Below are 26,263 nucleotides of genomic sequence, written 5' to 3' on the forward strand. Positions count from 1 at the left end.
TATTTTATATAAGAAAAACTCCAGCTAATGTAACTTTATCCGTCACCATAGCTGGAGTTTTTCTTTTTAACTTCATGAAATGAAAACGTCATTTCTTACTCAAGAAACGTTTAGCCAAATATTTACGTATTGGTTCATCATACAGCTTCAAACACAGATAAGCAAGAATAATACTCAAAATAAAGACACACAAAGCTACGTGCCAGGTTTCACCTAACGTGTAGAGTTGATTCTCAATCAGCCATGCATAGAACAGATACATCAACGGATAATGTATCACATAAACCGGATAAGATATATCTCCCAAAAACTTACATATCTTTGTCGATTGCTTGTCCGTGGTGGTGCCCGACGCTCCTATCCACAGAATGATAGGGAAAGCCACAATCACGCAAAACGCTTCATAAACACCATTCATGCAAAGCGGCTCCAACCCTTCCAGATAAGGAACAGAGAACAGGCCAATCAGCGCAATGGTACATATCCAAAATGCACCTTTCACCTTCATAGGCTTGAAATTGCGCGACATAAGCATACCCAACGAAAAAGGGAAAAGCATACGCAAGGAACCGCCCAAAAAGTTAACCCCATCCAGCGTCCAGCCCACTCCTATGTTTCCATAAGTGGAGACATTAAAAACAGCAAACGCCGCCAATGCTGCGCCCAGCAACACCACAAACACCGTCAGTGCCTTGTTGGACAAGCGGCGAATGAACAACGCATACAGGATATTGCCGATATACTCAAAAAACAATGACCAGCAAGGACCATTCAACGGAAACATCTCACCGTTGCCACGAACTTCGTACCCAACACCCGGCATGGCAGGAATGAAGAAGATCGTACAAAGCAGAGACAACATTATCATGGAGATAGCTACGTGCGTCCCGTCCCATTGCACACTGCCCTGAATACAGAACGTGATAGCACCGAGAACGGCACCCATAATGACCATCGGATGAAGACGTATCAATCGGCGTTTAAAGAAATCTTTCATGGTGAGACTTTTACCCCAACGGTCGTCGTAAGCATAACCGATCACAAAACCCGAAAGGATAAAAAAGAAATCCACGGCTAAATATCCGTGATTCAGAGTTTCAATAGCGCTATTACTGGCAAAAGCGAAGCCCTCGAATACGTGATACCATATCACCATAAGAGCCGCCACACCGCGAAGTCCGTCAAGAAGATCATAATGCGCCTTGGTGTCTGAAAAAGCTGAAGCAGAAATGTTCGACATTTGTTTTTCTATTAGTAAGTTAGTATTTTCAGAAGGCAAAGATACGGTTTGCGCTACGAAGTTTCTTTGCTCTAAAGCAAAAAAGCCCTGCTAATCGCTATTTTTTAGCACGTACCCGACTAAGGGTATAGATGGAAATGCCCAGAAAGGCAGCCACATATTTCAGCTTCACTCGGTTTATCAGTCCGGGATAGCGACGGTTGAACTGTTCGTAGCGCTCTTTGGGCGAAAGTTGGAGGCGCTCCACAAACATGTGGCTAAGCTCCTTATTCACATTCTGATGCAGGATTCTTCCCCAGTTGGCTATGTCGATATATGTTTCGTAGAGGGCATTCAGCTTGTCGATGTGGATGACGTAGATTTTGCAATCGGAAAGCGTTTCAACGCTTTCTACCGATGGTTGCTGATAGTAGAGCGAATCCATGCCGAACGTGACGTCGCCCTCCTGACTGAACCACGTAGTGGTGTCCTCTCCGTTGTGGTGGAATACGGAACGGGCGATGCCCTCTTCAATGAAATATACCAGGCGGTCTGTGACGCCTGCCTGAACGATACGGGTATCTTTGGGATAATACCTTAATTCCATATTCGCCTGAAGCGCTTGAAGTGCTTCGTCGGAAACCGGATAGATTTGCCTGATTTTACGAATGATATTTTCCATTTGGGGGTAATGGCGTATTGGGGGTTAATGACGTACTTTAGGATATTTATTATTAAAACGGAAACCAAGACCGAGCATCAGATAATTAGGGGTCTGGAAATCCTGAAGATTGTAGCCGATGTGAAGGAATGAACTCCGGGTGACATTGATCTTCAACGCAAAGACCTGATACAGTCCGCGCAAATCGCCACGCCCCAGCACATTCGTTCCTAAGCCGACACCGATGGTAAAAAACGGCATCACGTATTCTGCCCGTCCGGAAAGTCCGAACGCAAGCTGATTCTGAATGCCCGGCACGAGAAATTTACGACGGGAGGAACCACTGCCTGCATCGTACTCCACCAGCGCATCTTCGGTGTACACATTAGCACTACCGTCATAAACACCGTCCAGCGAAACTCCGAAACGCAGCTTATAGTTGAGATTGTACATCGGAGCAAAGTTGAATCCCGCTACGGGATAGCTGCCCGGTGATGCAATCTGCTTCTCGCCTACATAGACGCCTTTGCGGCGCCACGAGCCGAACAACACCAGGTCATAGCTGACGTGCCGCGGAAAACGGGGAACATAGGGATGCACCAATGATTTAGTGAGGTCGGCTTCTTCCCGGTTGAAGTTGTACACCAGTCCGATCTTCGCTCCGGTGGTGTTGACACCTGCATTGGGAAACTTGGTGTTGCCGTTGGAGAAATGCGTAAAGTCTCCACCGATGATAAAGTCGAAATAACGGGAAAGCGACCAGTTAAGGTAGATACCCGCATTGAGATAGGCATTCACCCGTGAGCCTACGGCTCCGTTGTAAGAGTTGTAATCGTTGTCATAAGGTTTCCATCCGGCAGAAATACCGAAATTCCACTCGTAATTGAGCGAAAGGCGGGGATGGAAGCGGGCAATGCGTGCACCTTGAAAGACGTAGAACGTCATCGGATCACCCAGCTGCTTTTTGTCGCCAAAGGTGGTGAAGGCTAAGCCGAAACCTTGATAAGCTCCGCCATAGATGCGGTCGGCACAGGTGTTGGGACGAAACTTGAAAGAGTATTTCAGATGAGCGGCAAATGAACTCTGGATGGGTTTCCACCGTTCGTTCTCGCCTTGCAGGAAAGGATTGGTGGGGAACACGTATTGCGGCCGCGCCTCTATCCCCAACCGGTGAATGAAATGGTGGGGAACGTAGGGAGCTACGGTGTCGGCTCCGCATTGCGGGAAGCTGTTGTGCCGGAAGCCATGAATTTCTTCCTGCAATCTCCGCACTTCTTCACGAAGTTGGCGGACGTCCTGCTGAAGCTGTTCCACGTCTTGCCGCATTTCCTTCACCTCTTTCTCTTCCTGCCCTACCTCTTGCGCACAAAGCGAAGTGCCGGGGAAAAGCAAAGCGGAACAGATTACGGCGATTTCCCATCTGGGTATCTTTACTCTCATATAATAGTCTGGTTTGTCTTTTCAGAACGGAAGTTACAAATGGAGCTTCTCAATGAACTGTGCCACATGATAGCCGTCCATCAACCCATGATGGCAGGTTACGGAAACGGGCATCATCAGTCTTTCTCCGTCGCGGAAGTACTTTCCGGTGGAGATTTTGGGAACACTGTCGCCCGAACGCATATTGGTGGGGTGCTTCATGTCGGTGAATGAGAGCCACGGCACTGCCGAATAATGTATGGCATTGGGATGGAAAGTGCCTCCTTTGTTGAGTCCCGTAGTGGCTTGCAAACGTTCCATTTCTGCTTTTGCCCGACGGATAAAGACGAGTTCGTCCGGATCGTATTCAAAGGCGGCAAAAGAAAAGGTATGGTCGTCACGGCCTACGGTGGCTTCGGGCAGAAGGCTGTCATAGCACACCACCTTATCGCCCTCGATGCGGTAACGGAATTCTTCTACCGCAGCAGCGGCAGTCGTTATCCGGTGGAGGACTAACAGGGAAAAGGATATGCCTTTGGCTTTGGCTTCCTGATACGCGCGCGTACAGTCTACCTGAACGGTCACTCCGAAAAACGGATCGTCAAAAGCACTGAAATGTTCGTAATGTTCTCTTCTGTTCCAAGTAGCAATATCGATGATCTTCTCTATCTGATTCATTCTAAACACTCTTTTTTATTTGAGAAACGCAGATTAACGCAAATTATCGCAAATTTAACCTATTTCCTTTGCGGTAATCTGCGTTAATCTGCGTTTCTAAATTCAGTCTCTTTACTGATGTTGCTCACGCAACAGGTCGTTCACTGTTTTTACCGGGTTGAAAGTGGAAAGTGGCACTTCTACAAAGACGGTATTCCAGTCGCTCATCGCTCCGTTCCACAAGCCGGGAAGTTCGAGAGCTTTCAGGTCTTTGCCGTTCTTCGATTTGTAGGAGATGAAGCCTGTTGCTTTATCTACGTACTTCACCAGGTCGAACTTATGTCCTTTATAGTCGCGCACGGCGCATACGAGGTCTACCGGATTGAAGTGTGTACCTTTCTCGAACATTTCTTTCTTCTCCGGATCGTCCATGTCGATCTGTGAGCTTTCGAGGATTTGCAGGGAGATGGTTCCGTCGCTGTTGTAAGCAAGGAACGGGCCGCCACCGGGTTCGCCTACGTTCTTCACCATTCCGCAGACGCGCATCGGGCGGTTGAACTTGTTTTTCAGGTAGATGGCGAGTACGGAATCTTCGAGGTCTTTCGTCTCCGGATTCTTGCAGAAGAGTTTCTTTTGCAGGAATTGAAGCATTTCCATCATCTGGTCGTGGGTGTATTTACCGCTGTCGAGCAGGGTAAGGTATTCGAATACTTGTTCTTGCAAAGTCACGAGCACTCCGGCAATCAGTTTCTTATAAGTAACGGTGTCGGCTTTCAGTCTGTCGGGCACTACGTTGTCGATGTTCTTGATGAAGATAATGTCTGCATCGAGGTCGTTCAGGTTCTCGATCAGTGCGCCGTGGCCACCGGGACGGAACAGCAGTTTGCCGTTGTCACGGAAAGGTTGGTTGTCCATGTCGGCGGCAATCGTGTCGGTACTCGGCTTTTGTTCGGAGAAGGTGATGTAATAGTCTACTCCATAGCGTTTGGAAAATTCGTCTACCTTTTCGGCTACCAGCTTCTTGAAGAGTTCACGGTGTTCGGTAGATACCGTGAAGTGCACGTTTACTTTACCGCTCTTTCCGGCAGCATACAAGGCTCCTTCGGCGAGATGTTCTTCCATCGGCGTGCGTGAACCTTCGGGATACTTATGGAATTTGAGCAGACCTTTCGGTAGTGCGCCGTAATTCAGTCCGGCTGTTTCGAGCAGGGCGGATACCACTGCTTTATAGTTGCCGTCTTCGATCAGTCCGGGAATATCTTTTCCGTCGATACGCTGGCAGGCTACATTCAGGTCATCATAGAAAGCAAAATTCTTGATTCCGTCGAAGAATGTCTGTTCGAACTTGGTAGTCGGTCGGTCATAGTCGGCAGACAGGAACTCGAACAGGTTCTTGAACATACGACTCGCTGCACCGGAGGCGGGCACGAACTTCACAACAGTCTTATCTGTGTTGGTATATGCATCCCAGGCGGCCAAATAAGCCTTCTGTTCTTCTGCATCGGGAGCTAATATTCCCTTTTCGATGGAGGCTGCCGCATCCAGCTTCAAAAAGGGGAAACCCGTCTGGAAGCATGCTAATTGTTCTACAATTTGCTCTTCCGTGATGCCTTTCTTGGCAAGCAACTCTTTGTCCTGTGTCGTTATCATAATATCTAATTTTATTAATTGATGCCCAAAAATACAAAATGTTATTTACTTCTTGCCGAATAACCGGGAAAAAAACTAATTTTACATCGAATTAACAAGATTGAATATGGACGACTTTTTTACATCAGAGGAAAAAAAGGAGCTTTTTTCACTCTACCGGCATTTGTTGCAATCTGCAGGAGATAGCATTTCCTGGAAGGATTGCCTAAAGTTAAAGAGACATCTTATCAAAGCGGCCCAGTGTAACGGTCTGCAACGCAATAACTTCGGGATGAATCCCGTCATCAGAGATTTACAAACGGCAGTGATCGTTGCCGAGGAAATCGGTATGAAAGGTTCGTGCCTGATCGGTATCATGTTGCACGAAATCGTGAAGGGGCATGTATTGTCTATCGACGAGGTGAACGCCGAATATGGGGATGACGTAGCAAGTATCATCAAGGGATTGGTGAAAACGAACGAGCTGTATGCGAAGAGTCCGGCTATCGAGTCGGAAAACTTCCGTAATCTGCTGCTTTCTTTTGCGGAGGATATGCGTGTAATCCTGATTATGATTGCGGATCGTGTGAATGTGATGCGCCAAATCAAGGACACGGGCAACGAGGAGGACCGGCTCAAAGTGGCGAACGAGGCTGCTTACCTGTATGCTCCGCTGGCACATAAGCTGGGATTGTACAAGCTGAAATCGGAACTGGAAGATTTGTCTCTCAAATATACGCAGAAGGAAACGTACTATTTTATCAAGGATAAGCTGAACGAGACGAAGGCGTCCCGCGACAAGTATATCGCTGCTTTTATCGAACCGATCCAGAGGAAGGTGTCGGAAGCAGGATTGAAGTTCGACATCAAGGGGCGTACCAAGTCGATTCATTCGATATGGAACAAGATTCAGAAGCAGAAAACGTCTTTTGAGGGGATTTATGACTTGTTCGCCATCCGTATCATCCTCGATTCGGAGCCGGACCCGGCTAAGGAGAAGCAGGAATGCTGGCAGGTTTATTCGATTGTTACGGATATGTACCAGCCGAACCCGAAGCGTCTGCGCGACTGGCTCTCTATCCCGAAAAGCAATGGTTACGAGTCGTTGCACATCACTGTGATGGGCCCGGAAGGGAAATGGGTGGAAGTGCAGATACGTACCCGCCGCATGGACGAGATCGCGGAACGCGGATTGGCTGCTCACTGGAGATATAAAGGTATCAAGGGTGAAACGGGTCTGGACGAGTGGTTGACTTCTGTGCGGGAGGCGTTGGAGAATGCAGACAACGATTCACTGAAAGTGATGGATCAGTTTAAGATGGATCTCTACGAGGATGAAGTGTTTGTCTTCACGCCCAAGGGGGATTTGTTCAAGCTCGCCAAAGGGGCTACGGTATTGGATTTTGCTTTCCATATCCATAGTAAGTTGGGATGCAAGTGTATCGGCGCGAAAGTGAACGGCAAGAATGTGCAGCTCAAACAGAAACTGAACAGCGGCGACCAAGTGGAGATCATGACTTCAAACACCCAGACGCCGAAGCAGGACTGGCTGAACATCGTGACGACTTCCAAAGCGCGCACCAAGATAAGACAGGCTCTCAAAGAGATGGTGGCACGCCAGCACGCTTTTGCCAAGGAGACGCTGGAACGGAAATTCAAGAATCGTAAGTTGGAATATGATGAAGCGACCATGATGCGCCTCATCAAGCGTTTGGGCTTCAAGAATGTGACGGAGTTTTATCAGCGGATTGCCGACGGTGGACTGGACGTTAACGAGATTCTGGATAAGTATGTGGAGCAACAGAAGCGGGACAGTGATACGCACGATGAAATTGTGTATCGCAGTGCCGAAGGGTATAACTTGCAGGCTGCGCAACAAGAGGAAACGACGTCTAAGGAAGATGTTCTGGTAATCGATCAGAATCTGAAAGGGTTGGAATTCAAGTTGGCTAAATGTTGTAATCCGATTTACGGGGATGATGTGTTTGGTTTCGTTACGGTAAGCGGTGGTATCAAGATACACCGGGCGGACTGTCCGAATGCCAATCAGATGCGCGAACGTTTCGGTTATCGTATTGTGAAGGCTCGTTGGGCGGGGAAATCGGTAGGTACGCAATATCCTATCACGCTGCGGGTTGTAGGGCATGATGATATTGGCATCGTGACTAATATCACTTCTATTATATCCAAAGAGAATGGTATCACGCTGCGCTCCATCGGTATTGACTCGAACGACGGTTTGTTCTCCGGAACACTGACGGTCATGGTGGGTGATACGGGACGTTTGGAGGCTCTTATCAAGAAATTACGTACTATAAAGGGAGTAAAACAAGTTAGCCGGAATTAATTCCGGCTACTCTCCTATCTTACTTTCTTCTTTATATAATAAGGATAGGTAATCAATGCAAAGAAGAGTAAAGCAATGGATGCTACTATCTGTCCGGTATGTAGCATCTTATCTGTATCCAATTCCATGTAGCAGGCGGTAGCGATTCCCAGGGAAATGCCGATTTCGGTTGCCAGCAGATGGGTGGTGTTGGCTGTTCCGCGTTGGCAATGGTGGGATAGCTTTACGAACATCACCAGAAATTCCGGCAGGATAAAGCCTAAGCCCAGTCCTAAGAGTACGGAGGAAATGCCTATGGAGATGTCTGTATTCAGTAGGGACATGGCTACGATTTCCAATCCGAGTCCTATAATGACCAGTCGCAGTGTTTTCTCTTTCAGGAAAAACAGACGTGCAAAGAACAGGGAAACGATGTATCCGAGGGCTGTTCCTACAAAGAACGGTACGGGGATTCCTGTGTTTCCGAGTACGAAATCGTTTAGGAAAGGGTGTACCATGGGAACCAGCAGTCCCGGAATGAAGGTTATCAGGATCAGATTGATGGCAGGAACCCATCCACGAAGCAATAGGAAGCGGTCGAAGGAATAGAGTTTGGTGACAATCGGCGCACGGAAAGGTACGTAGACTCCTGATAACATGAGGATTCCGACAGCTCCGGTTATGACAGATACAGTGAGCAGGGTTTGGAAGGATTGGCTTTGATAAAGCCATACTCCGAGGATAATGCCTGCGATCATTCCCATACGTGCCATCCAGGAGAAACTGACGTTTCCCGCACTGCGCAGTGTGGAGTTGGTGATGTCGATGGCCAATGTGATGCCGGCTGTTGTGCCTATGCCAAAGGCAAGCCCTTGCACGGTGCCCAACAGAATCAGTTCTGTGAGGTTGGTAACAAAGGCGTATCCGATGGTCGCCACTACCATCAGGGCAGCAGCAAACATACAGACGTACTTACGCTTGTATGCATCTACCAGATAGGCATGGAAAGGACCGATGAGGAACATCCCCAAGGTGAAAAAGAGAAAGATTACTCCTGTCTGTGCAGCCGGCACTCCGAGACGGTCGGCCATCTCTACGGAAAGCACCGGAAATAACACATACAAGGATATAAACAACAGCAAATTAGCTACACATATCCGCATAAAATGAACTGTCCACAATTTAACTGCCATATACTATATTTAATATTGTTCCTTCTCGTTGGGGAAGTAGCAATTCTTCACGTCAGAAACGTAACGGCTGATGGCATCGGTCATCACCGTGTACAAGTCAGCATAACGACGCAAGAAACGCGGACGGAATCCGTTGTTCATGCCAAGCATGTCCTGAATCACCAATACTTGACCGTCTACGTGGCCACCGGCACCGATACCGATAATAGGTATGGTCAGTTCGGATGCTACGCGTTCGGCAAGGGTTGCGGGAATCTTTTCGAGTACAATGGCAAAACAGCCTGCTTCTTCTAATAGATGGGCGTCGCGAATCAGTTTTTCGGCTTCGGCGTCGTCTTTGGCACGCACGGTATAGGTGCCGTATTTATTGATGGATTGAGGCATGAGTCCCAGATGTCCCATTACCGGAATGCCAGCGCATACGATGCGTCTCACCGTGTCTATGATTTCTTCACCACCTTCGAGCTTCAAAGCGTCAGCGTGGCTTTCTTTCATGATACGGATGGCTGAAGCAAGTCCTTCCATCTCGTTGCCCTGATAGGATCCGAAAGGCATATCAACCACTACCATCGCACGTTTCACGCCGCGTACCACGGATTTGGCATGATAGATCATTTGGTCGAGTGTGATAGGAAGTGTTGTCACATTACCTGCCATTACATTGGAAGCGGAGTCGCCTACCAGGATTACGTCCATTCCCGCACCGTCTACAATCTGTGCCATTGTGTAATCATAAGCAGTCAGCATAGATATTTTTTCACCTCTCTGTTTCATTTCAACCAGGCGATGAGTAGTCACCTTTCTTGAGTCATCTGATATATAACCAGCCATGTCTTTTTAAATTAAAAATTAATGATTAAAAATTAAAACGACGTCAAGCGCCTTCAAAAATCGCGGCAAAGTTATAACATTTAATTCATAACAGAGAAGGAAATGCAAAAAATCCTTTCAAACACCTCGCTTGGATAGCTGGGGAGGCGGTTGGAAGGATTCTGTGAGGTATAATAAAAGCTCCTTAACAATATAAGGAAGCGATTTATCAAGTGCAATAATGCGTTTCGGATTTATTCTTTCTCTTAACGATGCAGGGTCAGGAGCTTGTCGTAGGTCATGCCGGTGAAGTCGTCTATTATATAATGTGCTTTGCCAGTGATGGCTTCACGTGTATTGGTGGTGGCAAGTCCGATCACTGTTGCCCCGGAAGTCATTCCGGCTTGCAGGCCGTGGAAAGAATCTTCAAAGACGTAGGTGTTTTCGGGGGTGGCTTCAAAGATTTCCATCCCGAGCAGGAAGCAGTCGGGAGCCGGTTTGGAACGGGCAAACATCTCTCCGGTCAGGATGCGGTCTACCATTCCTTTAAATTCGGGGTGGGCATTGTAGACGTTAGCCATCTTCTCTTCGTTGGAGCTGGTGACTACGGCTATCTTTGCACCGTTACGGCGAAGATCGGCTATAAAGGCTTCTACTCCGGGGATGTATTCGTAGGACATCTTTTGCTCGTAAACGTAGAGTTCGGCGCTTATTTCAAGCTGGGCTTCGGGTTGGTCCGAGAAATACTTTTCATAGATTTGCAATAATGTCTGTCCCTTAATCCGGCGGCCGAAATCTTCTTCATTCAGATATTTCCGTCCCTGCTCGTCCCAGAAGACTGTGTACTGCGTTTCTGTATCCATAATGACACCATCAAAATCGAAGAGTGCCGCAATCGTTTTCGTTGTATTCATATATAAACTTTCTTTTTACCTAAACGTTAAACCTTGTGTATCCGTCGTTGCAAAGTTCCGAATAATCATCGAATCAGGCAAATAATTCGTACCTTTGCAAAGCTAAAAAAAACGTAACATACGTTTTTATCCAACAAAATCTACTAGCGCATGAGCAAGAACGACCCACATATCTTAGGCAAAGAAAGTATCGGCAAATTGCTGTTACAATATTCCATTCCTGCAATTATCGGAATGACGATTACTTCTATCTATAATATTATTGATAGTATCTTCATCGGACATGGTGTAGGCCCAATGGCGATTGCCGGACTAGCCATCAGCTTTCCGCTGATGAATCTGGTGGTGGCTTTCTGTACATTGGTATCGGCGGGCGGTTCTACGCTGGCGTCTATCCGTCTGGGGCAAAAGGACATGAAGGGGGCTACGGAAATCTTGTCACACACGTTGATGCTCTGTATCACTAATTCGTTCTTCTTTGGTATTTTGTCTTTCATCTTCCTGGATGATATATTGGTTTTCTTCGGGGCCAGTAACGAGACGCTTCCTTATGCACGGAGCTTTATGCAGGTGATCTTATTGGGTACTCCTATCACTTATACGATGATTGGGTTGAACAACGTGATGCGTGCTACCGGATACCCGAAAAAGGCGATGTTGACTTCGATGGTGACGGTGGTGGCGAACATTATCCTCGCTCCTATCTTTATTTTCCACTTTGAATGGGGAATGAGGGGGGCTGCTACGGCAACGGTGATTTCGCAGTTGATCGGTATGGTGTGGGTGGTGAGCCACTTTGTCAAGAAAGACAGTACGGTGCATTTTGAGGGGAATATCTGGAAGATGAAACGGAGGATTGTGGAGAGTATCTTCGCCATCGGTATGTCTCCTTTCCTGATGAATGTGTGTGCGTGTGCCATTGTGATTATCATCAATAACAGTCTGCAAAATTACGGGGGCGATATGGCGATTGGTGCTTATGGGATTATTAACCGTTTGCTGACGCTTTATGTGATGATTGTGTTAGGTCTGACGATGGGTATGCAGCCTATTGTGGGGTATAACTTCGGAGCACAGAAGATAGACCGTGTGAAACAGACATTGCGACTGGGGATTATCTCCGGGGTCGTGATTACCAGTAGCGGGTTTATTATCTGCGAGTTCTTCCCTCATGCCGTATCGGCTCTTTTCACGGATAGCGATGAATTGATTGATTTGGCCGTAGACGGTATCCGGCTGGCTGTATTGATGTTCCCGTTTGTAGGGGCGCAGATTGTGATTGGTAACTTCTTCCAAAGTATCGGGAAGGCTAAAATAAGTATTTTCCTTTCGCTGACGCGACAGTTGCTTTATCTTTTGCCTTGCTTGCTGCTCTTTCCCAACTGGTGGGGATTGGAAGGTATCTGGATTAGTATGCCGGTATCGGATGCATTGGCGTTTATTACGGCGGTTGTCAGTCTGATGATTTACATTAAGAAAGTGTCTAAACAACATCCGGAAACGGTAGCGGAATAAAGCATTAACTGCTTTACTCCGCCTGTTGGTTTTTATTCTTTATTCTGCTTTGATGCTCTTTACGGGGTTTTCATTGGCAACGTGCCAGGCTTTCACTACCACGCAAGCCACGATAACCAATAGTACCAGCAGGGCTATTCCTATAAAAAGTAACAGATCCATATCAATTCGTTCGCTAAACTGTTCCAACCATATTTGGCCTGTAAAATAGGAAGCGGCAGTACCTATCAGCACAGAGATTACGGAGATATTCAGAATGTCGTATATCAATAGTTTCAGGATGCCGGAGGCCTCTGCCCCATTCACTTTGCGTATGGCTATTTCCTTGCTGCGGCGTTGAGTTTCTCCATTCACATAGCCAATCAATCCCGTGATGACAATAAGCAGGATGAAGCAGGACGAAATCCAGACTGCGTTACGGAAACGGTATACGCTCTTATAGCCTTCGCGAATCATGCTGTCTACTGAATTGAAGTTCAGGGCTACATTCGGGAATGTTTTTGCCACACATTCGTTCAAGCGTTTCAGGTTCTCGTCATAGGGTTCTTTTAGACGAACATTGATGGTGTGATTGGCCGATTCTTTATCGGCAATCAATACGATAGGAGACTGACTGGAATAGAAACTTCTATTACGAATATCATCAAACACTCCCACGATGGTACCTTCTACCCCACTCACTGATTTTCCTACGGCACCATCGGTCCATTTCATCAAACGAACGAGTTCTTTATTTACCAATAGATCGCCTTTTTTCTTGATGGTAGTGCCTTCTGTTATTCTGATTCCCATCACATTCGGATAATCATAGTCGCACATATTGAAATTAAGGGTGGCAATGCGTTTGCCGTCGTTACCAATCAATCCACGTGTCCAATATTCTCCCAGTACGCTGTGTGTGGATGCCGATACCCCGTCCACCATCGGTTGGCGGAGCAACTCGTCTTTTACATGTTCTACTGTTTCGCCGGACATCCAGGTTTCGGCTTCTACCAGTCCCGGAATCTTGATTCCCATATCTCCATTCATCAGGTGAGAATATTGTAACAGGGTAACCAGCAATAATCCGAGTACAAAGGAGGTACCCGTGAACTGGACAAATAGTAATGAACGTTTCCATCCTCTTTTTCCATCCGTATAGTGCCGGAATACCTGCGTGACGGGAATACGTGAGAACAGTTTTCCCGGTATGCCTCCTGCCAGGAGGAAAAGGACTACTACAGTGAGCAAGGGTATCCAAATGATGTCCCAGGCAAACAGTGAGGCAAGGCTGGTTCCCAACAGGTCTTCGATCAATTCGCCCATGTTGATTATCAACAGGAAGCTAAACAGGACGGATAGTAGAACCAATACTCCGGTTTCTGCCAGAAACATGCCAAAGATGTTTCCGGAACTGGCTCCACTGCATTTATGCACTCCTACGCTTTTTGCACGACGACTGATAGTGGCTATTGAAATCAACATATAATTCATGATGGCTACAAAAAACACTGAAAAGCCGAGGAAGCCGAATATCATCAAACGTTTCTGGGTATCGGCAGAATCCAGATGGCGTTTCGAAAGAGGAACAACGCTGTATTCCAACTTCCAGTCATCCCATTGCAAGGGGCTGTATTTTGCCATTACTTGTTGAATTTTGCTGTTCACCTTGTCTATATCCGACGCATGACGCAAGCGTGCAAAGGCATAAAAGATATCATTCCCATTCCAACCGTTACCACTCGCATAGCGACCATCGCGGTGGATGGTAATCACAAAGTCACGGGAGAGCATCGAATTTTCGGGTATGTCTTTATAGACGCCGCGAATTGTGAGCTCCAACTGCTTGTCGGCCGAAAGGGTTTTCCCAATAGGGTCTGCGCTACCGAATGTTTCACGGGCAAAATGTTCTGATACAAATATGCTATTCGAGATGATGAGATCTTTCGCGTTCCCTTTTAGTACGGGTATACCCATCGTTTCAAAGAAACAGGTGTCGACCATCATGTAATTTGCTTTTGACAGCAGTTTGTCTTCCTTATAAATATGATAAAACTGGGAAGGAAGTACACAGGTGGCTGATTCTATTTCTTCAGGCATATCCTGCGCCAAGGTAAAAGCTACCGGATCACAGACGGTATAGTCATAATTCATTCCGTCATCACCCTGCACTTCGCCGGTCGTCATATTCTGTGCCGCTATTCTCGCCATTATCAGATTCTCCGCTTCCGGGTAACATTTCTCATAGCTCATCTCAAAAGCTATTTGCGAGAAAAGCAAGATGCCAACTGTTAGTCCTAAAGAAAGGGAGAGCACTCTTACGATATTCAAAGTACGCTCATGCAGTAATGTACGTATGCTATAATAGATTTGTCTCATACTTGCTTCTGATCTGGTTTATGCTATCACACTGGCTACCACGCTGCCGTCGAACAAATGAACTGTACGATGGGCAAAGGATGCATCGTGTTGTGAGTGTGTCACCATGATAATGGTTGTTCCTTCTTTATTCAGTTCGGTCAACAGGTTCATCACTTCTGCCCCATTCTTTGAGTCGAGGTTACCGGTCGGCTCATCGGCGAGAATCAGTTTCGGGTTGGTCACTACGGCACGGGCAATGGCGACACGTTGTTGCTGACCACCGGAAAGTTGTTGCGGAAAGTGTTTGGCACGATGGCTGATGTTCATCCGTTTCAGAATGTCTTCTACCATGCGGCGGCGTTCGGATGCTTTAAAGCCCAGGTAGGTCAGAGGAAGTTCTACATTCTCGTAAACATTCAGTTCGTCGATCAGGTTAAAGCTCTGGAATACGAATCCGAGTTTGCCCTTACGCACATGGGTACGTTCTTTCTCTTTCAATCCGCCCACTTCTTCACCCATCAAGCGGTAGGAACCTTCGGTGGGGTTATCGAGCAACCCCAGAATATTCAACAAAGTGGATTTACCACAACCGGAGGGGCCCATAATGGCTACAAACTCTCCCTCTTTTACTTCAAGGTTTACGTGATTCAAGGCAACTGTCTCTACTTCGGAAGTACGGAATACTTTACTGATGTTGTTTATTTCAATCATACTCTTTTTATTTATGTTTTTAATTATTCACTTTTAAGGCTATTCACCGGATTTTCATTGGCAATCCGCCACGATTTCCAAAGTACGCAGGCTACGATAACGAGAAGATTTACAATCGCTATCAGTACATACGCCGCCCAACTGACAGGCACGTGCTCGGCAAACATATCCATCCACATATCATTAACGTACCATGATGCCGCTACACCGATCACAACGGCTACAACGGCTACATAGAGCACATCTTTCACCAGCATTTCCAGAATGCCGGAGGCTTCGGCACCATTGACTTTACGTATGGCAATCTCTTTGGAACGGCGGCGGACTTCATCGTTTGTGTAGCCTATCAATCCCATCATCATCACAAAGAACATGGTAACCGCCGCCAGTATGGTGGCATTGCTGAAAACGCGGATGGAGTTATAACTCTCTTTTATCATCTGCTCCATCGATCGGAAATCGACCGTTTTATCGGGGAAAGCGTCTGCCGACACTTTATTCAGTTTCTGAAGATTCTCTGCAAAAGGTTCTTTCAGCCGGACATGAACACAGTTTCCGAAATTCTTGGTACTCATCAGGATGAAGGGTGCTTGCGGGTTGGTGAAATTACCGATCCGGAAGTCTTTAATCACTCCCACTACTTTACATACGTAGCCTGAATTATAGACAGTACGGTTCAATAGCTCTGTTCCCCAGTGCATCCATTCGCCGTATGTTTCATTGATGGCTACTTCATTTTCATTCCGTGGCATACGCCCCTCCTTCATCACCATACCCATCATCTTTGGATAGTCTTCCATCATTTCGCAAAAACGGGAGGAGAAAAGTGATTGTCCACTTTCATCCTGAATCATCGTTCCACTATAACTATAGACGGGATGGGAATCGGCACTGGACACGGACTCTACATAAGGCAGGTCACGGAAGAAAGTCAGGGCATAGTCCTGGTTTTCTTTATTGCCGAAACCAGTATTGGCTACGACAACGCGCTTCGGATTGTATCCCAGGTCTTTGTTCAAGACATAGTAGTATTGCAGCATCACCACATACATCAATCCGCAGATGAAAGCTACGCCGGCAAACTGCACGAATAATAGCGGGCGTTTCCATCCTTTTTTTCCTTCTGTGTAGCGGCGGAAGACTTGTGAAACGGGGATTCTGGCAAAGATGCGTCCGGGCAGTGCTCCTCCTATGAGGAACAGGATAGCTACCGTCAGCAGGGGTACCCAAAGACGGTCTAAAGAAAACAGGGCTCCGAGTTCAACGGCGGTTGTGTCTTCTATAAAGTCGCGGAAGTTCAGTAAGATTAATCCCATCAATAGCAAGGCGAAGAGAATAATGATAGCTGTTTCCAATAGGAACATTCCCAGGATTTTGCCGCTGCCTGCACCGCTACACTTATGTACGCCGATGGCTTTGGCACGGTATGAGAGTGAAGAGATGGAGATCAGTACGTAGTTCAAGGTAGCGATAAAAAGGATGATTATTCCCAAGATAGACATGATGTTCCGCATCCGCTTCACGTCCGGTTCTTCCCTGTATACATCACGGATCGGCTTTACAAAAGCGGTATAACCTACCACTTTCTGGTCTTCCGCAGGACGATATTTCTTTATCAGGTCATTCAACCGTGCATTCACCACGGATTTGTCTGCTCCGGGACGAAAACGGATAAATGCGATCCAGCTATCGCCTCCCCTCCAGGAGTAGTTTCCCCATCCACGGCTCCATACGGTAGGCAGAGAAATCACTGCATCCGGTCTGACGGTAGCATTTTCGGGTATGTCGGCGTACGTGCCTTTCACTGTCAGTTCTATTTCTTTATTATAGGAGATTACTTTGCCTATCGGGTTTTCTTGGTCGAACATCTTACGCGCCAACCGGTCACTAAGAAAGACAACATCTTTCTGCATCAGTTCCTTTTCCGGAACACCGCTCAAAACATCGATACCCATAGTTTGAAAGAATAGTGAATCGGCTGTCACTTTGTTAGCTTCAAAACGGACACTTCCATAATAAAGAGGGGCACTCATCCAGACACAATAGCTGGTGGCTGCTTCCACTTCTTTAGGAAAGTTCTCCTGTATGGCACCCGCCACCGGTCCGCAGTTCATTTCCTGCGGCTCAAAGGTTTGGCCATTGGCGGAAAAGACGGAGAAGATCTGATACAGGTTATCATAATCTTTGAAGCATTTGTCAAAGCTCTGTTCGAAAGCCACGCGGGCAAACAACAGGATGCTCATCGTCAGCCCCAACGCCAAAGAGAGGATTTTGATAACGTTGGAACCATGCCCCCGCAATAAAGTACGGATCACATAATAGATTTGTTTCATATTATATTTTATTTCTGTTTTTTCTATTTTCAAGAATGCAGAAAGCATGCCAAAAAAGAATAACAATTCATTATCAAGTGTTTATCATTTCAACCTTTCTGAATATTGTCTAAAAATTAGACAGTACCGTCTAATTTTTAGACAACCGGGAGACTATTCCATTTCTCCTTTAAATTGTTCCAACAGTCTCTATTATCCATGGGGAGATTGTCCATCCCGATAGAAAACTTTATCTTTGCATCTAGTTTTCTAAACTATTAAAGTAATGATGAAGAGGAAGAATTTATATGCACTGTTTTCGTGCCTGTTCCTTTCGGGATGCGGTATGATAGACTATCATCCGTATGACGTCCGCATCAGCGGAGAAACAGAGGTCAACGCCCACAATATGGAAAGAATAGAAGCAAATTGCCAGGGTAAAACTACGATACGGTTCGTGACAATGGGCGACTCACAACGATGGTATGACGAAACGGAAGATTTTGTAAAAGCAATCAATCAACGAAATGATATTGACTTCGTTATCCACGGAGGGGATATGAGTGACTTCGGACTGACTAAGGAATTTCTTTGGCAAAGGGATATCATGAACGGACTTCATGTGCCTTATGTGGCTCTGATCGGAAATCATGACTGTCTGGGAACGGGAGCGGAAACCTACAAGGCTGTATTCGGCCCCACAAACTTCTCTTTCATCGCAGGAGATGTGAAGTTTGTCTGCCTGAATACCAACGCTTTGGAGTATGATTACTCCGAACCTGTACCGGACTTTACCTTTATGGAAAATGAGATAACGAACAGGCGGGATGAGTTTGAAAAAACGGTCATTTGTATGCACGCGCGTCCCTATACGGATGTGTTCAATGATAATGTGGCAAAAGTATTCCAACACTATGTCAAACAGTATGCAGGAATACAGTTCTGCACGGCCGCCCATACCCATCACCATCAGGACGATATGATTTTTGATGATGGAATACATTATGTTACCAGTGATTGTATGGATTACCGTACTTATCTGGTATTTACAATAACTCCGGAAAAATACGAATATGAGCTGGTTAAATACTAATTATATCTTACGCGCGGGAGTACTGTCCGTGCTTCTCCTGCTTCCCGGTCTGATGTCTGCTACCTGCAAGAGGGATACAATCATCAACAACTACAAGGATGATTCGCTCCGTTTTATCATCAAGGATGATTCAATTATCACCTTTCGTAACGGGGAGTCTTCATTCACCATTATCAAAGCGGACTCCGTGTTGCCTGCCACACCGAAGCACACCAAACATACCCGCTACGATAATCGGGTTCACCGTTTCCGCAGAAACTGGGAACGGATTATCCCGACTCATTCCAAAATACAATATGCCGGAAATATGGGATTGCTCTCTTTCGGTACAGGATGGGATTATGGAAAACGTAATCAGTGGGAAACGGATGTATTGCTCGGATTCATTCCGAAATATTCTTCGAAGAAAGCAAAAGTGACCATGACGCTCAAGCAGAACTATATGCCCTGGAGCATTAATATTGGAAAAGGATTCTCGACAGAGCCTCTTGCCTGTGGTCTTTATGTGAATACCGTATTTGGAAATCAGTTCTGGGTGAACGAACCGGAACGTTATCCGAAAGGGTATTATGGTTTCTCAAGCAAAGTGCGTTTCCATGTCTTTATGGGACAACGCCTGACCTATGACATTGACCCGCAACGTAGATTTATGGCCAAGTCTGTAACCTTTTTCTATGAAATAAGTACGTGTGACCTTTATGTGATTAGTGCGGTAAACAATAGTTATCTCCGTCCACGTGACTACCTTAGTTTATCATTCGGATTGAAGTTCCAGTGGTTATGATTGGAGATACAAGGGGGATAAAATCAATTTTGAATTACGATTCTTGAATTATCACATCCTTTTTTCGTAAGTTTGCGCTTTACAAACTTGAACGAAAATGAGTAAATCTGGAACAATCATCATTGTAGACGACAATAAAGGGGTGCTGACTGCCATACAAATCCTTTTAAAAAGTTATTTTTCAAAGGTCGTTGCACTCTCCTCGCCTGTCACCCTGACGAGCGTCCTGCGGGAGGAAATGCCGGAAGTGGTATTGCTGGACATGAATTTCACATCGGGCATCAATACCGGCAATGAGGGATTATTCTGGTTACATGAAATAAAAAAAGTACGTCCGGATCTTCCGGTCGTACTTTTTACGGCTTATGCCGATATTGAACTGGCTATCCGGGGTATTAAAGAAGGAGCAACGGACTTTATCGTCAAACCCTGGGACAACCAGAAACTGGTGGAAACGCTGCAAACTGCAGCAACCTCTACGCACAACGATAGGAAAACGGCAAGTAAAGAAAAGCCTGTTCACTCGCCTATGTACTGGGGAGAAAGCAAGGTTATGCAACAACTACGGGCTTTGATTAAAAAGGTTGCCGTCACCGATGCCAACCTCTTGATAACGGGTGAAAACGGAACGGGAAAAGAGATGCTGGCACGGGAAATCCATGCGCTTTCCAACCGCAAATATAAAGAAATGATTGCTGTGGATATGGGAACCATCACCGAATCTTTATTCGAGAGTGAGCTTTTCGGACATATAAAAGGGTCGTTCACTGATGCACACACCGACCGGACAGGTAAGTTCGAGGCTGCCGAAAAGAGTACGCTGTTTCTCGACGAAATAGGAAACTTGCCCTACCATCTGCAAGCAAAGCTACTAACCGCCATCCAACGGCGAAGCATTGTGAAAGTGGGAAGTAACACGCCAATTCCTATTGATATCCGACTGATATGTGCCACGAACCGGAACCTGCAGGAGATGGTAGCGAAAGGCGAATTCCGGGAAGACTTGCTCTACCGCATCAATACCATTCATGTGGAAATTCCTCCCCTGCGCGAACGGAAAGAGGATATTATCCCATTGGCCGAACGATTTATGGTTCACTTCTGCAAGCAATATGACAAGTCGTTGATGAAGTTCACTCCCGAAGCAAAGGATAAATTGACTGCGCATCCCTGGTATGGTAATATCCGCGAATTGGAGCACGTCATCGAAAAGGCGGTTATCATCAATGACAGTCCGCTGATTCCTGCTGAATTATTCCAATTATCCGTACCACGGATAGCCATTCAGGAACAGAGTATCTCCACCCTGGAAGAAATGGAAGTGCAGATGATACGGAAAGCGCTCGATGCCTGTGCGGGAAATCTATCGGCAGTGGCCGCTCAACTGGGAATAACCCGGCAGACGCTCTATAACAAGATGAAAAAATTCGGATTATGAGCTCACAGATCCAACAACTGGGGATTCGGTACTGGTTCAGAGTTTTGCTGACTGTACTTTTCTGTATATCGACTGTCTGGTTCGGTATTCATCAATCATACGGTTGGTTGGGCATCAGTCTTTGTCTGCTGGTACTTAGTATCATCTGGCAAATCCGCCTGTACCAGCTTCACACCAAGCAGGTGCTTTTCATGATTAACGCGCTTGAAAATAATGATAACACTTTTCATTTTCCCGAAGAAAACGGTACTCCCGAAAGCCAAAAGATCAACCGGGCACTCAACCGGGTGGGACATATCTTATATAATGTAAAAGCGGAAACCGCACAACAAGAGAAATATTACGAGCTGATTCTGGATTTTGTCAGTACAGGATTGCTGGTACTCAATGACAATGGGGCTGTTTATCAGAAGAACAAGGAGGCACTCCGTCTTTTGGGGCTGAATATATTCACGCATATCCATCAGTTGAGTAAAGTAGACACTACGCTCATGGAGAAAATAGAGAACTGCCGTCCCGGAGACAAACTGCAAGTGATATTTCACAACGAACGGGGAACCGTTAATCTATCCATACGTGTATCGGAAATCAATGTGCGCAAAGAGCATCTGCGTATTCTGGCTCTGAATGATATCAATACCGAACTTGATGAAAAGGAAATAGATTCATGGATTCGCCTGACACGGGTTCTGACGCATGAAATCATGAATTCGGTCACGCCTATCACTTCTCTTTGTGACACTCTTCTTTCCATGTCCGAGGGTAAAGATGAAGAAATCAGTCACGGGTTGCAGACCATCAGCACCACAGGAAAAGGCTTGCTCTCTTTTGTAGAATCTTACCGGCAGTTTACACGCATACCTGCACCGGAACCGTCATTGTTCTATGTGAAAGCATTCATAGAAAGGATGATTGAACTTGCCCGCCATCAGAATCCGTGTGACACTATTTGTTTCCACACGGAGATTTCTCCTGCGGACTTAATTCTGTATGCGGATGAAAACCTCATCGCCCAGGTAGTTATCAATCTTCTGAAGAATGCCATCCAGGCAATCGGCAGCCAGCCGGATGGTAGAATCGAGCTTCGGGCTTATTGCAATGATATGGAAGAAATATGGATCGAGATCAAAAACAACGGTCCTGAAATCCCGTCGGAAATAGCAGAGCATATCTTTATTCCTTTCTTCACCACCAAAGAAAATGGTAGCGGAATCGGACTTAGTATTTCACGGCAGATCATGCGTCTTTCGGGCGGGAGTCTCACTTTGCTTCGAGAGAAAGAAACAACGTTTATTTTAAAATTCAAATAACTATTGATATATGATACCTGCACTCGTCAACAATCCCTTATTCCGGGGGATCACTCCGGAAAGACTTTTTGCCGATCTGGAAGAGATCAGTTTCCATACACGTTCTTATAAGAAAGGGGAAATCCTGGCTCAACAAGGAGCTGTGTGCAATCGCCTCGTCATCCTGACCAAAGGAAGCGTGCGTGGAGAGATGATTGATTATTCGGGACGTCTTATCAAAGTGGAAGACATCGCTGCTCCAAGAGCGATTGCCCCTCTGTTTCTGTTCGGTGAGGAGAACCGCTATCCGGTGGAAGTGACTGCCAACGAACCGACAGAGGTTATCGAACTTCCTAAATCAAGTGTATTGAGTTTATTCCGTAAGAACGAGCAGTTTTTGGAAAACTATATGAATCTTTCTGCCAATTATGCACGGACTTTATCGGATAAGCTTTTCTTTATGTCGTTTAAAACGATTCGTCAGAAACTTGCTTCGTACTTGCTCCGATTATACAAACAGCAACAACAGACGCATATCACCCTCGACCGTTCACAACAGGAATTGAGTGATTATTTCGGAGTATCCCGTCCTTCCCTCGCCCGTGAACTGGCGCACATGCAGGAAGATGGATTATTGATAGCCGATCGCAAGCATATCACTATTTTACAGAAAGAACAACTGGTACGGCTTATTCAATAATAGGAGCAGTTTAAAGATTTATGAATCGAATAATGAGTGTTTTAGATAAAAAATATTCATTGTTGTAACATTGGTTACAGAATCACCTGAAACTTTTCCTCTACTTTTGCGTTCAATAAATAAAATATTGGACTAATTAAAAACGTAAAAGTTATGAGTATGTTCTGTTATCAATGTCAAGAAACCGCAATGGGTACCGGTTGTACCTTGAAAGGTGTGTGCGGTAAAACGTCTGAAGTGGCTAACCTGCAAGACTTACTACTCTTCGTAGTACGTGGAATTGCTGTCTACAACGAACATCTGCGTAAAGATGGACATCCTTCCGAACAAGCAGACAAATTTATCTATGATGCTTTGTTCATTACCATCACCAACGCCAATTTTGATAAAGTGGCTATCACTGAAAAAATCAAAGAAGGACTGAAACTGAAAAAAGAACTTGGCAACAAGATAAAGATCGAAAATGCTCCTGACGAATGTCTTTGGGATGGAAACGAAGATGAGTTTGAAGAGAAATCAAAAACGGTCGGTGTGCTTCGCACTCCCAACGAGGATATCCGCTCACTGAAAGAACTTGTACACTATGGCCTGAAAGGAATGGCTGCCTACGTAGAGCATGCGCATAACCTGGGCTACGAGTCACCGGAAATATTTGCTTTCATGCAACATGCCTTGTCTGAACTGACCCGCAATGATATTACAGTGGAAGAACTGGTTCAGCTGACTTTGGAAACAGGAAAGTATGGAGTATCGGCAATGGCACAGCTGGATAAAGCGAATACCAGCAGCTACGGAAATCCGGAAATCTCACAAGTGAGTCTCGGTGTACGCAATAATCCGGGTATATTAATCAGCGGACATGACTTGAAAGACCTGGAAGAGTTATTGGAACAAACAGAGGGTACAGGAGTAGATGTATATACTCACAGCGAAATGTTGCCTGCACATTATTATCCTCAACTAAAGAAGTACAAGCATCTGGCAGGAAACTACGGAAACGCCTGGTGGAAGCAGAAAGAGGAATTTGAAAGTTTCAACGGTCCTATCTTGTTCACAAGTAACTGTATCGTTCCGCCACGTGCAAATGCCAGCTACAAGGATCGTATTTACATCACAGGAGCCTGCGGCTTGGACGGGGCACATTACATCCCCGAACGTAAAGACGGAAAACCGAAAGATTTTTCTGCACTGATTGCTCATGCTAAACAATGTCAGCCACCGGTAGCCATTGAAAACGGAACGATTATCGGAGGATTCGCTCATGCACAGGTGACAGCCCTGGCAGATAAAGTGGTGGACGCCGTGAAAAGCGGAGCTATCCGTAAATTCTTTGTAATGGCAGGATGCGACGGACGTATGAAGAGCCGTGAATACTATACGGAATTTGCTCAAAAATTACCTGGTGACACCGTGATTCTTACTGCCGGTTGTGCCAAGTACAGATATAATAAACTGGCTTTAGGTGATATCAACGGCATTCCGAGAGTGTTGGATGCAGGACAATGTAACGACAGTTACTCATTGGCCGTCATCGCTTTAAAACTGAAAGAAATCTTCGGATTGGATGATGTGAATCAGTTGCCTATCGTATACAACATCGCTTGGTACGAACAAAAGGCGGTCATTGTTTTATTGGCATTACTGGCTTTGGGAGTGAAACACATTCATTTGGGTCCTACACTTCCCGCTTTCCTTTCACCGAATGTCAGGAACGTATTGATCGAACAATTCGGGATCGGAGGTATCAGTACAGTGGATGAAGATATTGTGAAGTTTCTATCATAAATGATAAGGAAACAGAAGGGTATTTTACAAGCAGATTCTCTTCTACAAAATAGTGACGGTATTTGATAAGGATAGTGACGGTATACAACAACCATACCGTCACTATTTCCATCATATACCGTCACTATCTTTTTTTTCTATATTAGGAGGACTCCTGCTTAATCAGGAGTCCTGCATTTACTCCCGCATAGTGGATGTTTTTTTGAATAGAATTTCAATCCTCTCTGGGTAATATTAAATTGAGAACTACTCCCACCAAAGCTGCCAGTCCAATGCCGGACAATGAAAAATCGCCCCAATTAAAAGCAGCGCCACCAATGCCGACAGTCAGTGTCAAAGATACAATGATTATATTTCTGGTACGGCTCAAATCAATGCAATTATTCACAAGATTACCAATACCCGCACAAGCAATCGTTCCGAAAAGCAATAACATGATGCCGCCCAGTACCGCACTTGGAATGGATCTTAATAATGCACTGATTTTACCGATAACGGAGAATAAGATAGCGGAAATGGCAGCTATTCGGATCACTTGCGGATTAGTAATCTTTGTCAGTGACATGGCTCCTGTCACTTCCGAATAGGTAGTCACAGGAGGCCCACCCAGCAATCCGGCACAGAAACAGGCCAGACCATCACCCAATAAGGTGCGGTGCAACCCCGGATCTTTCACGAAATCTTTTCCGGTGACCGTATTAACGACATAAATATCACCAATATGTTCTATCACCGGAGCAATGGCTACCGGAATCATAAACAACACAGGTTCCCATGAGAATTTAGGAAAGACAAACTGCGGCAATCCAATCCAGGCAGCATCCCTGACACCGGACAAATCCAAATCGTAGAAAAGCCATGCAGCCAGATACCCTACTACAATTCCACAGAAGATAGGAATCAGTTTCAAAAGCCCTTTGGCTTTCATTGAAACAACGACTGCGGTAACCAACGAAAGCAGTGCCAGTACCCAGTTCTCTTTTGCCATATTCACTCCTGTTCCCGCCAGTGACAAACCTATCAGAATGATGACAGGTCCTATGACAACAGGAGGAAACAGCCGCTCAATCACCCTCACTCCCTGCCATTTGACAAGCGCACTCATCACAAAGTAAACTAATGCTACTCCAACCATGCCGGATAAGGTGCCGGGCAACCCATAAAGTTCTGTCGCTTTAATGATAGGCGCAATAAATGCGAAACTACTCCCCAGAAAGACAGGAACCTTTCCACGCGTAACCGCATGAAAGATAAGCGTACCAATACCTGCTGTAAACAGAGCTGTAGAAGGGTCAAGCCCTACCAATAACGGTACGAGTACCGTAGCACCGAAAGCTACAAACAAGAATTGTACCCCCACCACCCCTTTCCTCAAAGGTGTAAGATTATTTGAATCCATAAGTATAATGTAGATTATTCTTTGCAAAATTAGTCTTTTTAGACAATTTAACTCCCTTTTTTCACAAAA

Annotated in this window: 20 protein-coding genes; 8 read left to right on the forward strand and 12 right to left on the reverse strand. The window is 45.8% G+C overall.

The window, feature by feature from the left end; all coding sequences use genetic code 11:
- Positions 1–88 precede the first annotated feature (88 nt).
- From NQ505_RS20185 to NQ505_RS20205, 5 genes are all read right to left on the reverse strand, one after another.
- Positions 89–1,240 carry an acyltransferase family protein gene (locus tag NQ505_RS20185; RefSeq protein ID WP_008998436.1) on the reverse strand — a complete coding sequence of 384 codons (1,152 nt, stop codon included), beginning with the start codon at positions 1,238–1,240 and terminating at the stop codon, positions 89–91.
- Between the two features lie 97 nt (positions 1,241–1,337).
- A complete protein-coding gene (locus NQ505_RS20190) occupies positions 1,338–1,901 on the reverse strand; it encodes a Crp/Fnr family transcriptional regulator (protein ID WP_004295749.1) in 564 nt (187 codons plus the stop codon).
- A gap of 24 nt (positions 1,902–1,925) precedes the next feature.
- A complete protein-coding gene (locus tag NQ505_RS20195) occupies positions 1,926–3,320 on the reverse strand; it encodes an acyloxyacyl hydrolase (RefSeq protein ID WP_008998437.1) in 1,395 nt (464 codons plus the stop codon).
- A 33-nt stretch (positions 3,321–3,353) separates the two neighbouring features.
- Positions 3,354–3,977, reverse strand: coding sequence for a chloramphenicol acetyltransferase (locus tag NQ505_RS20200; RefSeq protein WP_008998438.1), 624 nt, complete (start codon positions 3,975–3,977; stop codon positions 3,354–3,356).
- A 111-nt stretch (positions 3,978–4,088) separates the two neighbouring features.
- Complete coding sequence (locus NQ505_RS20205) at positions 4,089–5,606, reverse strand: DUF4301 family protein (protein ID WP_004295746.1); 1,518 nt, start codon at positions 5,604–5,606, stop codon at positions 4,089–4,091.
- Between the two features lie 106 nt (positions 5,607–5,712).
- Here NQ505_RS20205 and NQ505_RS20210 point away from each other — a divergent pair, with 106 nt between their 5' ends.
- Positions 5,713–7,932, forward strand: coding sequence for a RelA/SpoT family protein (locus NQ505_RS20210; RefSeq protein WP_004308819.1), 2,220 nt, complete (start codon positions 5,713–5,715; stop codon positions 7,930–7,932).
- Between the two features lie 14 nt (positions 7,933–7,946).
- Here the strand turns inward: NQ505_RS20210 and NQ505_RS20215 are convergent, their stop codons facing one another.
- The 3 genes from NQ505_RS20215 to NQ505_RS20225 form a co-directional block, all read right to left on the reverse strand.
- Positions 7,947–9,104: an MFS transporter gene (locus tag NQ505_RS20215; RefSeq protein ID WP_004308817.1), complete on the reverse strand. Its 1,158-nt coding sequence runs from the start codon at positions 9,102–9,104 to the stop codon at positions 7,947–7,949.
- A 9-nt stretch (positions 9,105–9,113) separates the two neighbouring features.
- Entirely contained in the window at positions 9,114–9,935 is an 822-nt protein-coding gene (gene panB / locus NQ505_RS20220) for a 3-methyl-2-oxobutanoate hydroxymethyltransferase (RefSeq protein WP_004295743.1), read from the reverse strand.
- Positions 9,936–10,180: 245 nt separating this feature from the next.
- Positions 10,181–10,828, reverse strand: coding sequence for an HAD family hydrolase (locus tag NQ505_RS20225; RefSeq protein WP_004325784.1), 648 nt, complete (start codon positions 10,826–10,828; stop codon positions 10,181–10,183).
- A gap of 150 nt (positions 10,829–10,978) precedes the next feature.
- On the opposite strand from NQ505_RS20225, the gene NQ505_RS20230 reads away from it, so the two are divergent.
- Positions 10,979–12,343, forward strand: coding sequence for an MATE family efflux transporter (locus NQ505_RS20230; protein ID WP_004325781.1), 1,365 nt, complete (start codon positions 10,979–10,981; stop codon positions 12,341–12,343).
- A 39-nt stretch (positions 12,344–12,382) separates the two neighbouring features.
- Here the strand turns inward: NQ505_RS20230 and NQ505_RS20235 are convergent, their stop codons facing one another.
- From NQ505_RS20235 to NQ505_RS20245, 3 genes are read right to left on the reverse strand one after another with little or no spacing between them, the layout of a single operon-like run.
- Entirely contained in the window at positions 12,383–14,701 is a 2,319-nt protein-coding gene (locus NQ505_RS20235) for an ABC transporter permease (protein ID WP_004295739.1), read from the reverse strand.
- An 18-nt stretch (positions 14,702–14,719) separates the two neighbouring features.
- Positions 14,720–15,394: an ABC transporter ATP-binding protein gene (locus NQ505_RS20240; protein ID WP_004303508.1), complete on the reverse strand. Its 675-nt coding sequence runs from the start codon at positions 15,392–15,394 to the stop codon at positions 14,720–14,722.
- Between the two features lie 23 nt (positions 15,395–15,417).
- Positions 15,418–17,727: an ABC transporter permease gene (locus NQ505_RS20245; protein ID WP_008998439.1), complete on the reverse strand. Its 2,310-nt coding sequence runs from the start codon at positions 17,725–17,727 to the stop codon at positions 15,418–15,420.
- A gap of 268 nt (positions 17,728–17,995) precedes the next feature.
- On the opposite strand from NQ505_RS20245, the gene NQ505_RS20250 reads away from it, so the two are divergent.
- From NQ505_RS20250 to hcp, 6 genes are all read left to right on the forward strand, one after another.
- Positions 17,996–18,799, forward strand: a complete 804-nt coding sequence (locus NQ505_RS20250; RefSeq protein WP_032843592.1) for a metallophosphoesterase family protein — start codon at positions 17,996–17,998, stop codon at positions 18,797–18,799.
- Positions 18,780–19,583, forward strand: a complete 804-nt coding sequence (locus tag NQ505_RS20255; protein WP_004295735.1) for a hypothetical protein — start codon at positions 18,780–18,782, stop codon at positions 19,581–19,583. Before NQ505_RS20250 ends, NQ505_RS20255 begins: the two co-directional genes overlap by 20 nt.
- A gap of 97 nt (positions 19,584–19,680) precedes the next feature.
- On the forward strand, positions 19,681–21,021 hold the full coding sequence (locus tag NQ505_RS20260) for a sigma-54-dependent transcriptional regulator (protein ID WP_008998441.1): 1,341 nt from the start codon (positions 19,681–19,683) through the stop codon (positions 21,019–21,021).
- Positions 21,018–22,331, forward strand: coding sequence for a sensor histidine kinase (locus NQ505_RS20265; RefSeq protein ID WP_004318090.1), 1,314 nt, complete (start codon positions 21,018–21,020; stop codon positions 22,329–22,331). The genes NQ505_RS20260 and NQ505_RS20265 overlap by 4 nt, the downstream gene beginning before the upstream one ends.
- A gap of 10 nt (positions 22,332–22,341) precedes the next feature.
- Positions 22,342–23,010, forward strand: a complete 669-nt coding sequence (locus NQ505_RS20270) for a Crp/Fnr family transcriptional regulator (RefSeq protein ID WP_004325775.1) — start codon at positions 22,342–22,344, stop codon at positions 23,008–23,010.
- 153 nt (positions 23,011–23,163) lie between these two features.
- On the forward strand, positions 23,164–24,795 hold the full coding sequence (gene hcp / locus NQ505_RS20275) for a hydroxylamine reductase (RefSeq protein ID WP_004295731.1): 1,632 nt from the start codon (positions 23,164–23,166) through the stop codon (positions 24,793–24,795).
- Positions 24,796–25,009: 214 nt separating this feature from the next.
- Here hcp and NQ505_RS20280 read toward each other — a convergent pair whose 3' ends face one another.
- A complete protein-coding gene (locus tag NQ505_RS20280; RefSeq protein ID WP_008777334.1) occupies positions 25,010–26,194 on the reverse strand; it encodes a uracil-xanthine permease family protein in 1,185 nt (394 codons plus the stop codon).
- Between the last annotated feature and the right edge of the window lie 69 nt (positions 26,195–26,263).

It is taken from the genome of Bacteroides sp. D2 (assembly GCF_025147085.1).
In the GTDB taxonomy this organism is placed as follows: domain Bacteria; phylum Bacteroidota; class Bacteroidia; order Bacteroidales; family Bacteroidaceae; genus Bacteroides.

Excerpts from the sequence above, each read along its gene's own strand:
- NQ505_RS20185 (WP_008998436.1), bottom strand. The coding sequence starts at position 1,240 with ATGTCGAACATTTCTGCTTCAGCTTTTTCAGACACCAAGGCGCATTAT.
- NQ505_RS20190 (WP_004295749.1), bottom strand. The coding sequence starts at position 1,901 with ATGGAAAATATCATTCGTAAAATCAGGCAAATCTATCCGGTTTCCGAC.
- NQ505_RS20195 (WP_008998437.1), bottom strand. The coding sequence starts at position 3,320 with ATGAGAGTAAAGATACCCAGATGGGAAATCGCCGTAATCTGTTCCGCT.
- NQ505_RS20200 (WP_008998438.1), bottom strand. The coding sequence starts at position 3,977 with ATGAATCAGATAGAGAAGATCATCGATATTGCTACTTGGAACAGAAGA.
- NQ505_RS20205 (WP_004295746.1), bottom strand. The coding sequence starts at position 5,606 with ATGATAACGACACAGGACAAAGAGTTGCTTGCCAAGAAAGGCATCACG.
- NQ505_RS20210 (WP_004308819.1), top strand. The coding sequence starts at position 5,713 with ATGGACGACTTTTTTACATCAGAGGAAAAAAAGGAGCTTTTTTCACTC.
- NQ505_RS20215 (WP_004308817.1), bottom strand. The coding sequence starts at position 9,104 with ATGGCAGTTAAATTGTGGACAGTTCATTTTATGCGGATATGTGTAGCT.
- panB (WP_004295743.1), bottom strand. The coding sequence starts at position 9,935 with ATGGCTGGTTATATATCAGATGACTCAAGAAAGGTGACTACTCATCGC.
- NQ505_RS20225 (WP_004325784.1), bottom strand. The coding sequence starts at position 10,828 with ATGAATACAACGAAAACGATTGCGGCACTCTTCGATTTTGATGGTGTC.
- NQ505_RS20230 (WP_004325781.1), top strand. The coding sequence starts at position 10,979 with ATGAGCAAGAACGACCCACATATCTTAGGCAAAGAAAGTATCGGCAAA.
- NQ505_RS20235 (WP_004295739.1), bottom strand. The coding sequence starts at position 14,701 with ATGAGACAAATCTATTATAGCATACGTACATTACTGCATGAGCGTACT.
- NQ505_RS20240 (WP_004303508.1), bottom strand. The coding sequence starts at position 15,394 with ATGATTGAAATAAACAACATCAGTAAAGTATTCCGTACTTCCGAAGTA.
- NQ505_RS20245 (WP_008998439.1), bottom strand. The coding sequence starts at position 17,727 with ATGAAACAAATCTATTATGTGATCCGTACTTTATTGCGGGGGCATGGT.
- NQ505_RS20250 (WP_032843592.1), top strand. The coding sequence starts at position 17,996 with ATGAAGAGGAAGAATTTATATGCACTGTTTTCGTGCCTGTTCCTTTCG.
- NQ505_RS20255 (WP_004295735.1), top strand. The coding sequence starts at position 18,780 with ATGAGCTGGTTAAATACTAATTATATCTTACGCGCGGGAGTACTGTCC.
- NQ505_RS20260 (WP_008998441.1), top strand. The coding sequence starts at position 19,681 with ATGAGTAAATCTGGAACAATCATCATTGTAGACGACAATAAAGGGGTG.
- NQ505_RS20265 (WP_004318090.1), top strand. The coding sequence starts at position 21,018 with ATGAGCTCACAGATCCAACAACTGGGGATTCGGTACTGGTTCAGAGTT.
- NQ505_RS20270 (WP_004325775.1), top strand. The coding sequence starts at position 22,342 with ATGATACCTGCACTCGTCAACAATCCCTTATTCCGGGGGATCACTCCG.
- hcp (WP_004295731.1), top strand. The coding sequence starts at position 23,164 with ATGAGTATGTTCTGTTATCAATGTCAAGAAACCGCAATGGGTACCGGT.
- NQ505_RS20280 (WP_008777334.1), bottom strand. The coding sequence starts at position 26,194 with ATGGATTCAAATAATCTTACACCTTTGAGGAAAGGGGTGGTGGGGGTA.